Origin of the sequence: Aromatoleum sp. (assembly GCF_035254505.1) — a bacterium.
Lineage (GTDB): Bacteria > Pseudomonadota > Gammaproteobacteria > Burkholderiales > Rhodocyclaceae > Aromatoleum.
Genome location: NZ_DATFAO010000100.1, coordinates 34,900 through 46,607, shown reverse-complemented (window position 1 = coordinate 46,607; position 11,708 = coordinate 34,900). Strand labels below are relative to the sequence as shown.

11 protein-coding genes are annotated in these 11,708 nt (G+C 68.6%); 5 read left to right on the top strand and 6 right to left on the bottom strand.

The features are described 5' to 3' along the window. Window positions 1-118: 118 nt before the first annotated feature. From VJ673_RS22265 to VJ673_RS22240, 6 genes are read right to left on the bottom strand one after another with little or no spacing between them, the layout of a single operon-like run. Entirely contained in the window at window positions 119-886 is a 768-nt protein-coding gene (locus tag VJ673_RS22265; protein WP_324128367.1) for a polysaccharide deacetylase family protein, read from the bottom strand. A 51-nt stretch (window positions 887-937) separates the two neighbouring features. Continuing rightward, window positions 938-2,011, bottom strand: coding sequence for a glycosyltransferase (locus VJ673_RS22260; protein WP_324128366.1), 1,074 nt, complete (start codon window positions 2,009-2,011; stop codon window positions 938-940). After that, window positions 2,008-3,099 (bottom strand): glycosyltransferase family 4 protein, encoded by a 1,092-nt coding sequence (locus tag VJ673_RS22255; protein ID WP_324128365.1) that lies wholly within the window; start codon window positions 3,097-3,099, stop codon window positions 2,008-2,010. The genes VJ673_RS22260 and VJ673_RS22255 overlap by 4 nt, the downstream gene beginning before the upstream one ends. Then, window positions 3,096-4,163, bottom strand: a complete 1,068-nt coding sequence (locus VJ673_RS22250) for a glycosyltransferase family 9 protein (protein WP_324128364.1) — start codon at window positions 4,161-4,163, stop codon at window positions 3,096-3,098. The genes VJ673_RS22255 and VJ673_RS22250 overlap by 4 nt, the downstream gene beginning before the upstream one ends. Next, window positions 4,160-5,485: an O-antigen ligase family protein gene (locus VJ673_RS22245; RefSeq protein ID WP_324128363.1), complete on the bottom strand. Its 1,326-nt coding sequence runs from the start codon at window positions 5,483-5,485 to the stop codon at window positions 4,160-4,162. The genes VJ673_RS22250 and VJ673_RS22245 overlap by 4 nt, the downstream gene beginning before the upstream one ends. Next, window positions 5,482-6,561 carry a glycosyltransferase family 4 protein gene (locus VJ673_RS22240; protein ID WP_324128362.1) on the bottom strand — a complete coding sequence of 360 codons (1,080 nt, stop codon included), beginning with the start codon at window positions 6,559-6,561 and terminating at the stop codon, window positions 5,482-5,484. Before VJ673_RS22240 ends, VJ673_RS22245 begins: the two co-directional genes overlap by 4 nt. 97 nt (window positions 6,562-6,658) lie before the next feature. Here VJ673_RS22240 and VJ673_RS22235 point away from each other — a divergent pair, with 97 nt between their 5' ends. The 5 genes from VJ673_RS22235 to VJ673_RS22215 are packed head-to-tail and all read left to right on the top strand — an operon-like array spanning window position 6,659 to window position 11,612. Next, window positions 6,659-7,594 carry a sulfotransferase gene (locus VJ673_RS22235; protein ID WP_324128361.1) on the top strand — a complete coding sequence of 312 codons (936 nt, stop codon included), beginning with the start codon at window positions 6,659-6,661 and terminating at the stop codon, window positions 7,592-7,594. Between the two features lie 20 nt (window positions 7,595-7,614). After that, entirely contained in the window at window positions 7,615-8,706 is a 1,092-nt protein-coding gene (locus VJ673_RS22230) for a glycosyltransferase (RefSeq protein ID WP_324128360.1), read from the top strand. After that, window positions 8,703-9,812, top strand: a complete 1,110-nt coding sequence (locus VJ673_RS22225) for a glycosyltransferase (protein WP_324128359.1) — start codon at window positions 8,703-8,705, stop codon at window positions 9,810-9,812. Before VJ673_RS22230 ends, VJ673_RS22225 begins: the two co-directional genes overlap by 4 nt. 10 nt (window positions 9,813-9,822) lie before the next feature. Continuing rightward, window positions 9,823-10,947 carry a glycosyltransferase gene (locus VJ673_RS22220; protein WP_324128358.1) on the top strand — a complete coding sequence of 375 codons (1,125 nt, stop codon included), beginning with the start codon at window positions 9,823-9,825 and terminating at the stop codon, window positions 10,945-10,947. Window positions 10,948-10,949: 2 nt separating this feature from the next. Then, window positions 10,950-11,612 carry a sulfotransferase family 2 domain-containing protein gene (locus tag VJ673_RS22215; protein WP_324128357.1) on the top strand — a complete coding sequence of 221 codons (663 nt, stop codon included), beginning with the start codon at window positions 10,950-10,952 and terminating at the stop codon, window positions 11,610-11,612. Window positions 11,613-11,708 lie beyond the last annotated feature (96 nt).

The following is an 11,708-nucleotide window of genomic DNA, read 5'->3' as shown; positions in this document are numbered from 1 at the left end:
GGGGCAATGCACTGTGCTTGTCGCTACTGGTGCCGATATCAGATGCAACCACATCCGTTCACCGTGAATTCGTCGAAGGGCACTGGCAGGGCTTCGACAAGCTCAGCCCGAACGATATTCAGCTGCCGGCAGACAGCGCGAACTCCGCGCGCCGGATCGGCGGGTGCTTCGACGTGTTCTTGAGGTGCATCTTCCACAGCACACCGACCAGCGTGTCCCCATAGGACACGGCCTTGCGCGGCAGCGTCAGCGGGTCATCGGCGGGCGTCGCCGGCGCGCGCAGGCAGGTTGTCGCGCAAGTGTAGCCGGCTTCGGCGACGGCTTCGACGGCCCGGATGTCGTGGCTGCCGTAGGGGTAGCAGAAGTGCGGCACGACCTCGCCCAGGAGGTCTTCGAGCATCGCCTTGCAGTCGCTGACTTCGCGCCGGATCGTCGCGGAGTCCTGTTCGGCGAGTTTCACGTGATTCACCGAGTGACCGCCGAAGTCACAGCCTTCGCGGCGTAGCTGGCGGATACGCTCGGCGCTCATCAGCGGCGGGGTGTCGCGGCCGTCGCGGGCGAACCACTCGGAGGGTTTGCCGATCAGCCCGGCGATCAGATACACCATCGCCGGGAACTGGTAGCGCTGCAGGACCGGCCAGGCGTGCTCGTAGAAGTTCTCGTAGCCGTCGTCGAAGGTCAGCGCGACCGCGCGCTCCGGGATCGCCATCTCGCCCGTCACGCAGGCGAGCACCTCGTCCATCGACAGCACGTGATAGCCGAAGCGGTGCAGCCAAGCCATCTGTGCAGCGAAGCGGTCGACGCGGCAGTAGGTCGAGCGATGCGCCTTCATCGGCGCGAACTCGCCGATCTGGTGGTACATCAGGATGTTGATGCCGTGGCTCATGGCGGGGGCGCGCGGGGATTCAGGCTCGCATTGTCGCACGACGCGGCCGCATCAACCGCCGACGAGCCGCGCGTAGAGTTCCTGGTAGCGGGCGAGGATCGCGGCCTCGCCGAAGTCGTCGGTGACGCGGCGCTGGCCCTGCGCGACGAAGGCGGTTTGCAACGCCGCGTCGGCGAGCAGCCCCTCGATGCCGGCCGCGAGCGCGGCGTCGTCGTCGCAGGGGACGATCCAGCTGTCCTTGCCGTGATGGGCGATCTCGCGGGCGCCGCGGAAGGCGGTCGCGACGAGCGGTTTGCGGTAGGCCCAGGCTTCGAGCACGACGTTGCCGAGCGTCTCCTCGTCGCGCGACGGGAACACGACCGCATCGGCGAGGTGGAACCACTGCGCGGGCTCATGCTGCCAGCCGGCCCAGACAATGCGGTCCATGATGCCGAGTTCGCGCGCCTGCGTTTCGAGGGATTCGCGCAGCGGGCCGTCGCCGAGCAGGATCAGGCGTGGCCGGCGGCCGGCGATCTCGGCAGGCAGGCGGGCGAAGGCGGCGAGCAGTGTCGCGTGGCCCTTGACCTTCACGAAACGCCCGGGGTGTAGCAGCAGCCAGTCGTCGTCACGGGCGCCGAGCTGGGCGCGCAGGGCCGCGACTTTCTCGACGTCGACGGGAATGGGCGTGTCGGCGAAGTTCGTGATGTGATGGACGCGGTTCGCCGGCAGACCGTGCTGGATCATCCAGTCGCACAGGCCCTTCGTGTTGCCGATCCAGGCATGCGCGTGACGGAAGGGATGCAGCGCGTAGTAGCCGCCGAGACGCGCGACGTGGATTTGGCCGCGGCCGGGTTTGAGGTGCGTGAGGCGAGAGGCGCGACCCATGTAGGTCTGGACGATCGGCGTGCGGGCGGCACGTGCGTAGGCGCTGACCTGCCAGCGTGAGATCGGATCCCACACGGTGCGCATCGGCAGCTCGTGCGTCGGGATGCCGGCGAGGTGGCGCGTGGCGAGGTCGCCGCCGCTGCGCACCAGCGCCTGCACCGGCAGGCCGGCGCGTTGCATGGCGCGCAGGAAGCGCACGAACCAGCGTTCGGCGCCGCCCATTTCGCGGCTGCCGATGATGTGGAGCGAGGGAATCGTCATCGGGTCCTGTTCCCGGTCACTTTGCGGTAGACGGCGAGGTTGCCCTCGACCATCGCGTCGATGGAAAACTCCGCGAGGATGCGCGCGCGGCCCGCGTCACCGAGGCGGCGTCTCAGGGCGGGGTCGGCGAGCAGTCGGCGCAGCGCGGCACCGAGGGCATTGATGTCGCCGGGCGGAATCAGCAGGCCGGTCACACCATCCGCGACCGCTTCGGGAAGTCCTCCGGCGCGGCTCGTGACGATCGGCACGCCGGCGGCGGAGGCCTGCAGCAGCGCGATGCCCAGCCCTTCCATGTCGGCCGGATGGGCGAGGATATCGGCGCCGCCGAGCCAGCGCGGCAGGTCGTCGCGAAAGCCCGCGAGGCGCACGCGATCGGCGAGCCCACGCGCGGCGATCTCGGCACGCAGTTCGGCTTCGAGCGGGCCCTTGCCGAAGAGCACCGCGTGCAGCGTCGGAAACTCGGCGAGCAGCGGCGGTAGCGCGTCGAGCAGATAGCGGTGGCCCTTGCGCGGGATCAGCTGGGCCGCCATCGCGATCGTCAGCGCGTCAGTCGGCAGGTTGAATTCGCGGCAGAAGGCGGCGCGGTCGACCGGCTCAAGCCAGGGTGTCGCGTCGAGTGCGCTGCGCACGCAAGTGACCTTCTCCGGCGCCAAGCCCTCGGAAAGAAGCACCTCGCGGATGCCTTCCGAGATCGTGATCACGTGGTCGTAGAGCCGGTATTTGAATGCGACGAGCCAGCGCGGCTCGGGGTTGTCGACGCGGCGCGAGAGCACGCAGGGCACGCCCGTGAGGCGCGCGGCGATGCCGCCCCATAGGTCCGCGCCGCGGCGGCTGTGTAGGTGCACGACGTCGGGGCGCTCTGTGCGGATCAGCGCGGCGAGGCGCTGCACGAGTCCGACGTCGGCATCGCCGCCCATCTTCATCGGTACGACGGTCGCGAAAGGGGCAGCGGCTGCCGCGATGTCGCTACCGATCGGGCAGGCGAGGACGTTGTCGACACCCCGTGCCTTCAGGCCTTCGAGGATGAAGGCGACCTGGCGCGCGCCGCCGTAGTAGTGCTTGCCGGCTTCGACGTGCAGCACCTTCACGCGTCGGCTCCGGCGGCGAGTGCGAGGCGCGCCTCGGCGAGTGCGCGATCCGCGCTGATGTCGCGCAGGCAGGTGAAGGCACCGTTGCAGGTCGGGCTGCGCTTGCAGGGCGAGCAGGAGAGGCCCAGCCAGATCACGCGGGCGTTCGGCCGTCCGGTGTCGAGGTAGGGCCGCGTCGAGCCGAAGATCGATACGGTCGGCCGCGCGAAGGCGATGCCCATGTGCGTGAGGCCGGTGTCGACGCCGATGACGAGGCCCGCGTGCTTGACGATCGCGCTCGCCTCGGGGAGCTTGGTGGCGCCGGTGAGGTTCAGGATGCCGGTGCCGGGGGCGGCGATGCGCGCGGCCGCTTCCCGGTCGCCGGGGCCCCCGAGGATCACCGGCGTGAACCCGAGTTCGGCCGCGACTTTCGGCCCCAGCGCCTGCCACGCGTCCTCGAACCAATGCTTCTGCGGGCGCGTCGTGAAGGGCGCGAAGACTGCGTAGCGGCCGGGCTGCAGGCCGTGCTCGGCGAGCAGCGCCAGCGCGCGTTCTTCAGCCGCAGGATTTACGTGGAGGAAGGGCACGAACTCGCCTGCCGGCAGGCCGAGTTCCTCCGCGAGAAAGCGATATTCGGAGCTGATGCGCTCGATGATGCCGCCCTTTGGGACGACTTCCGTCATCAGGAAGCGGCTGCCTTCGCGCGAACCGAGCCCGACGCGGCGCTTAGCGCCCGACAGCCAGGTCGCGATGCCGCTCTTCAGCAGGCCCTGCATGTCGAGCGCGAGATCGAAGCGCTCCGCGTGCATCCGCTGGCGGAAGCCGCGCACGGAGCGCCACAGCTCGACGAAGCGACGCTCGCGCCACAGTTTCGCCCACTCGGCCTTCGGCCACGGCAGCACGGCGTCGACGTCCGGATCGTCGGCAACCAACGCGCCGAGACCCGGTTCGGTGAGCCAGGCGATGTGCGCGTCGGGATAAGCCTTGCGCAGCACCGAGGGGAAGGGTGAGGCGAACACGATGTCGCCGATCGCCGAGGTGCGGACGATCAGGATGCGCAAGGGGCGTTGTTCGGTTCGAGTCATTGCGGTCGAAGGGGAGTCTGCTCGCCATGCTCCGCACCGTCGGCCTGGCTCAGCAGGCGCAGCGAGAGCAGCGACAGGATCGTAAAGAATTGCATGTCGGGGTGCGACAGGCGGTAGTCGAAGAAGGCCCAGATCGCGACGTAACCGATGGTCGCCAGGACGGTCGGCACGACTGCGCGCACGCGGGCATTGCGCTTGGCGCAGCGTAAGAGGTCGCGCAGCAGCGCGGCAAACAGCAATGCCCACAACGCTGCACCGATGAAACCCTGGCTCCAAAGCGTCTGGAGATAGGTGTTATGGACGTGGTCGAAGCCCTTTTGCCCGGGGAAGGCAGTGTGCACGTCCAGATCGCGTTCCATCACGTGTTCCAGATTGCCGAAGCCGTGGCCGATCCAAGGGGCGTTCCGGATGCCTTCTAGCGCGTATTGCCACATGCGCAGGCGCGCGGTGATCGACGAGGCAGGAGCGTTCTGCAGCCCGTTTTCCTCGACGGCCTGGACGACGTTCTGTTCGGCATTCAAGCGCTCTCCGAGGACAGTGCGGTTCAGTCCGATCACCGCTGCGCCGATCGCCAGCGCCAGTACGAGCGCCGGAAGGCTGCGCCGGAGCAGGCGGTGATCGCCGGTGCGCAGCATCGACCAGATCCGGCAGGCCACGGCGGGCGTAGCCACCGCGGCGAGGCCGAGAAAGCTGCTGCGGTTTTGCGAGGTCGCCAGGACTTCCAGGTAGACGAGGATCGTCGCGATGGCGCCGATGCGCAACTGCCAGCGCCATTTCGCGGCGTTCCACCAATAGCGCCACAGGCCGACCAACATGATCACGAAGCAACCCGCATAGAGACCAATGCCCAGCGGCCGGTTCAGGTGGAAACCGAGCCGTTCGCCGGACCACAGCACGCTGATGCCGCGCGCAAAGAGAAATTCCGCGATGCCGACCGTGCAGCCGGCGAGCGCATATCCCCACAGGACGGCCGTACGACGAATGGGATCGGTGCCCGGCAGCGTCGCGAGGGGCACAAACGCGAGTGCCAGCATCCAGTCGTTGAAGACGGTGACGCGTTCGAAGAGCGCCGGATCGCCGACACCGAGGATCTGCAGCAGCCCGCGCAGCGCGAGCCAGGCGGCTACTGCGAGGGTGATGCGCTCGACGGCGTCCCAGCGACGTCCCCGCACGCTCACACCGTCGGTGAAGGCCTGGAACAGCGCGAAACCGACGCCGACGTAGGCCGGCGCGGTCTTCCATACGGCACTGAACGCGAAGAAGTACAGGCCCGGGATGCCGAGCCGTGCCGCTACGCCGTTGATCATCGCAGCAAGCTTCACGCGGCGCGCAATCCGGTCAGCGCCAGAAGCCGCTGGGCGCGCGTGTCCCAGCCGTAGTCGCGTGCAGTGGCGCGTCCAGCCTCGGCGAGCGCGAGCGCAGCTTCGGGGTTTGCGCGGACCTGGGCCATCGCGGCGATCCAGGCCGCAGGGTCGTCCGGATCGACGAGGAGCCCGTTTTCGCCGTGGCGCACGACCTCGCGGATCGGCGGCAGGTCGGACGCGATGACGAGCCGTCCAGCCGCCATCGCTTCGAAGAGCTTGATCGGGCTGATCGTCGCGGCATGCTGCAGGTCGGCCTGGTAGGGCATCAGTGCCACGGAGGCGCGGGCGAGGCAAGCCGGGACCTGGGCGTGCGGTACGGCGCCTTCGACCTTGAGGTGTTCGCTGCGCACGCTCGGTTCATCGTCGCGCGGCCCGACGAGCGTCACAGGATAGCCCGCGGCGGCGACCGCTTCGAGCAAGTCCAGGCCGCGGTCGCGGCTGATGCGTCCGACGTAGATCGCCTGCGCGGCACGAAAATCCTCGATGCCCGGTGTCGGAATCGTGCTGAAGGCGCCGAGATCGACGCCGCTCGGCAGCACGCCGAGGCGCTCAGGGGCGAATCCGAGTTCGACCAGGGCGCCGCGTCCGGCTTCGCTGATCGCGATCAGGCCGCGCAATATCCCGGCCTGCGCCGCCTTCAAGAGCGCCGGCGCCAGCCCCTTGCCGACCAGCGTTTCCGTGTCGTGAACTTCGAGAAAGTGCGGGATCCCGTTGCGCGCAAGCAGTTGCGAGAGTTCCGGTACGCGCGTGTAGACTGCCTTCGCTCCCAGCAGCTCCTTGCGATGCAACAGCACGAAAGGCCAGCCGGCCCAGCGCCGGTTGAGGCTCGTGCGGCAGCGCAGGTCGATCGGATGGCGGATGCCCATGCCCGCGAGAAAGCCTGCCAGATCGAAGCTCCCCGGCACGCCCGGCAGATAGAGACGAGCCGCCACCCCGGCTGCGGAGAGCGCCTCGACGGTATGCAGCGTCTGGATCAGGTTTGCGCGTGGGCGTTGCGGCCGGCCTCTGGCCAGGTAGATCAGATCGGGGGGCATCGCCACCTGAGGGGCAAGATAAACAGATTATAATACCCGACAAATCAGGGGGTGTTCGCAGTGCTGCCGCCCCGGCGAACGTAAAGGAGCGCGTGCATTGAGTCGCAGGAAAGTGGTATTCGTGATGGGCAACGGCCATAGCGGGTCGACCCTGCTCGAATTGATCCTCGGCGGCCACCCGAAGGTTCGTGCGCTCGGAGAGCTGAACAACCTGCACAAGGCGATCGATGCCGACGAACCGGACGAGCCGCGGCTGTGCCACGTCTGCGAAGGCTACTGCGAATTCTGGAACGGCCAGGTCGACCGTGCGACCATCGCACGCCACGTGTCGCAGCGCGGCCTCTTCGCGCCGCTCAAGCGCGGGGTCAGCCTGTTGCGGAACGACCTCTACCGTCACCTCTTCACGAAGAGCGGCGCCGAGATCCTGGTGGACGGCAGCAAGAGCGTTAGCTGGATCTCGCGCCAGGTGCGGCCGCGCCTGAGCTGGGGCGACGTCAGCCCCTTTCTCCTCTACATCGTCCGCGACGGCCGTGCCGTCGTGAATTCGCGCCTGCGCAAGTACCCGGACCGCAGCGTCGAGCAGGAGGCGCGCCACTGGAAGCGCATCACTGAGCGCCTGCACGCTTACTACGACAAGTTCCCGGCCGACCGCCGTCACCGGGTCTCCTACGAGGATCTCGCGACCAAGCCCGAAGAAGTGATTCGCGGCGTGTGCCAGGCACTGCAGATCGATTTCCGTCCATCGATGCTGCGTTACTGGGAACACGATCACCACACGACTTTCGGCAACACCGGCACCCGCTCGCTGATCGCGCGCTACCGCACGCAGTTCGGCGTCGCGGACGCTCCGGCAGCCGCGGAGTCGGTCGAGATCACCCGTGCGCGTCACGGCGAGCATTACGACCAAGTGGGGCTCGCGATCCGGCTCGACGAGCGCTGGAAGCGCGAGTTGAGCGAAGAGCAGCTCGCGGCCTTCGATTCGATCGGCGGCGAACTCAATCGCCGGCAACTGGCTTTCTTCGGCCGCTCGTAACGATGCGTTTGGCCTTGTTCATGCCGTCCTTCGGTGACGGCGGCGTCGAGCGGATGCTCGTCAACCTTGCGGGCGGGCTCGTCGAACGCGGCGTACAGGTCGATTTCCTCACTCGCAGCCGCAAGGTGCCCTACCTTGATCGCCTGGATGCACGCGTGCGCCTGATCGAGACCGGAAAGTCGGGCCGGCTGTCGGTGCAACCTGCGATGTGCCGCTACCTGCGCGAGGCGCGGCCGGACTTCGTGCTGTGCGGCAAGGACCGTGCGGCGCAGGCGGCGCTGCTCGCGCGCCGGCTGTCCGGCGTGCCCTTCGAACTCGTGATGCGTCCCGGCACGACCGTGTCCGAGCGCGTCGCGCGCCGTGGCTTCATCAAGCGCTGGCGCGCCTTCCGCCTGATCCGCAGCACCTACGGGTCGGCGGCGGCGGTCGTCGGCAATTCGGAAGGGGTCGTACGCGACGTGCAGATGATTGCGGAGCTGCCCGACGCGCGCATGCACCTGATCCGCAATCCGGTCGTCACGCCCGACCTCGCTGCACAGGCCGCGGAGCCGGTCGACCACCCGTGGTTCGCCGCCGGCGAGCCGCCAGTGATCGTGGGTGTCGGCGGGCTGCGGACGCAGAAGGGCTTCGATACGCTGTTGCGCGCCTTTGCGCAGGTCCGCGCGCAACGGGCTTGCCGCCTGCTGATCCTCGGCGAAGGGCGGCTGCGCGAGGAACTTCATGACCTTGCGCGCGAGCTTGGCGTCGCCGAGGACTTCGCGCTGCCTGGCTTCGACCAGAATCCCTATCGTTTTGTGGCACGCGCCGGCCTCTTCGTGCTCGCGTCGCGCTGGGAAGGTTCGCCGAACGCGCTGACCGAGGCGCTGGGCCTCGGCGCGCCGGTCGTCGCGACCGATTGTCCGTCGGGCCCGCGCGAGGTCCTCGCCGGTGGCACCGTCGCGCCCCTGGTGCCCGTCGACGACGTCCCGGCGCTCGCTGCGGCGATGAACCAAGTGCTTGACAACCCGGGCGAGGCGGAGCAGCGGCGCGCCGCGGTCTCCGAATACACGGTCGAAACCTGCGCTGCGCGCTATTACGCGCTGTTCGAGCAGATCCTGCGGGAGCGCCGATGAACGTCGATCTCGCCATCTTCGCCGCAACGTCCGGCCACAGCGGCGTCGACCGCGTGCTGCGCAACCTCGTGCCGGCGATCGCGCAGCTGGGCTTGAAGGTGGACGTCCTCGGCGTTGAAGGCCACGGGCCGAAGTTCGAGACGCCTCCGCAAGGCGTTCGCCTCGTGCCGCTCGGCGCGCGCCACGTGAATTCCGCGCTGCCGGCGCTGGTGCGTTACCTGCGCCGCGAACGGCCTACCGCAATGCTCTCCGACAAGGACCGCGTCAATCGCGCGGCGATCTTCGCGCGCTGCGCGGCGCGTGTTCCGACCCGCGTCGGCGTCCGCCTGGGTACGACGGTGTCCGTCAATCTCGCGAGCCGCGGCGCGTGGGAGCGTACCGTGCAGACCGCGTCGATGCGCTGGATCTACCCGGCGGCGGACGCCGTGCTCGTACCCTCGGCGGGCGCTGCGGACGACCTCGCGGAGCACGCGAAGCTGCCGCGCGAGTCGATCAGTGTCGTGCCGAGCCCGATCATCACGTCGCGGCTGCATACGCTTGCCGACGAAGCGCCGGAGCATCCGTGGCTGATCGACGGCGGCGCGCCGGTGATCCTCGGTGTCGGCGAGCTCTCGGAGCGCAAGGATTTCGCCTGCCTCGTGCGCGCCTTCGCCCGCGTCCGCGCGACCCGGCCCTGTCGACTGCTGATCTACGGCGAGGGGCGGCGGCGTGGCGAACTGGAACAGCTCGCCGCCCAACTCGGGGTTGCCGAGGAGGTTGCGCTGCCCGGTTTCATCGGCAATCCCTATCCCGCGATGGCACGCGCCGCCGTGTTCGCGCTCGCGTCACGCTGGGAAGGCATGCCCGTCGTGCTGATCGAGGCGCTCGCGCTGGGCACGCCGAGCGTCGCCTGTGACTGCCCGAGCGGGCCGCGTGAAGTGCTCGACGGCGGACGCGTTGGATCGCTGGTGCCGGTCGGCGACGACGAAGCGCTGGCGTCGGCACTCACGACCCAACTCGACAATCCGACGCCGCGTGCTGCCTCGAAGGCTGCCGTCGTCGGCTACACCGACGAGGGCAGCGCACGCGCCTACCTCGCCGCGCTCGGCTTCCGGGAATTCGCATGAGTAGTGGCAAATGACTAGGCTCGCAGTCCTGATCTCCTTCTCCGGCGAAGGCGGCGTCGAGCGCATGGTACTGAACCTCGTCGAAGGTTTTGCGGCGCGCGGCATTGCCGTCGACCTGCTCGCGATCCGCGCTGACAGCGCCCATCTCGGTACGCTGCCGCCGGGCGTGCAGCTGATCGACCTCGGCGTGCGCCACAGCGCGCTCGCGATCGGCCCGCTCGTGCGTTATCTGCGCCGGGCGCGTCCTGCCGCGCTGCTCGCGGCGAAGGATCGCGCGATCCGGGCGGCTGTCGCGGCGCGCGCGATCGCCGGCGTGCGCTGTCGCATCGTCGGACGCCTCGGCACCAACCTGTCGGCGGCGCTCGAAGGGCGCGGCGGCCTTGCGCGCTGGCTGCGCGTCGCGCCGATGCGGCTTTTCTACCCGCATGTGGATCACGTGGTCTGTGTCTCGGACGGCGTGCGCGAAGACGTGACGCGTCTGACTGGCCTCAACGGCGAGCGCCTGTCGGTCGTGCGCAATCCGGTCGTCACGCCACGGCTGGCCGGGCTTGCGCAGGAGGTCCCCGAACACCCCTGGATCGCCGACGCCAGCGTGCCCCTGATCCTGGGTGCCGGGCGACTGACGGAGCAGAAGGACTTCCCGACCTTGATCCGCGCCTTCGCGAAGCTGCGGGCGAGTCGCCCGGCGCGCCTCGTGATCCTCGGTGACGGACGCGGACGCAAGCGCCTCGAGCAGCTCGCCGTCGAACTCGGCGTCGCGGACGACGTCGCGCTGCCCGGCTTCACGCCGAACCCCTATGCATGGATGACGAAGGCGCGCCTCTTCGTGCTGAGTTCTGCGTGGGAAGGCTCGCCCAATGTGCTGACCGAAGCGCTGGCGCTGGGCGTGCCGAGCGTCTCCACCGACTGCCCGAGTGGGCCCCGGGAGGTGCTCGCCGGCGGACGCTGGGGACCGCTCGTGCCGGTTGGCGACGCTGATGGCCTGGCTGTCGCGATGGCGGCGACGCTCGACGCGCCGCAGCCACCCGAAGTGCTGCGTGCCGCGGTCTCCGCCTACACGCGCGACGCCGCCGCCGGCGCCTACCTCGAGCGCCTCGGCGTCACCCCGAACAATGAATTGCCCTTGAAAGGCTGAAGATGCTGCTGTCCCTGAAATACAACTTCCTCTTCGTGCACACGGCCAAGACCGGTGGCACCTCGGTGCGCGACGCACTGAGCCCGCTACGCTTCCGCGATCCCTGGTATCCGGTGCAGTTCCTATGCTCGCGGCTCTCGGCGCTGTCCGGCCACCGGCTCGGCATCAAGTTCCCGCGTCACTCGAAGATCGTCGCTGCGCAGGAGATGCTGCCGCAGGAACTCTTCGCGAAGCTCTTCAAGTTCGTCTTCGTGCGCAACCCGTGGGACCTGCAGGTCAGCTCCTTCCACCACATCCGCCGCGAACGCCCGCACCTGATGAGCCACGTCGAGACCTTCGAGGAGTTCATCCGCTGGAAGCTCGACCCGGAGCGCCCCTACCAGTATCACGTCGATACCAGCATCGACCTGCAGTCGGACTATGTGATCGACCTGCACGGCAAGGTGCTGGTGGACTTCATCGGCCGCTACGAAAGCCTGCATGACGACTTCGAGGAAGCCTGCCGCCGCATTGGCGTCAAGGCGCCCGAGCTGCCGCATAAGCGTCAGGCGAAGGATCGCGGCAAGGACTACCGCAGCTACTACACGGACGAGCTCGCCGCGATGGTCGCCGAGCGCTTTGCGCCCGACATCCAGCTCTTCGGCTACACCTTTGACCCGCAGTAAGGCGGGGGTTGCTCCGCGTTCGCTCCGAGGCCGTCGAAGGGCGCCGGCAGGGCCTGGCCAGGCCGACGTCCGCCGAAGCTGAAGGGTTCAGTCCGA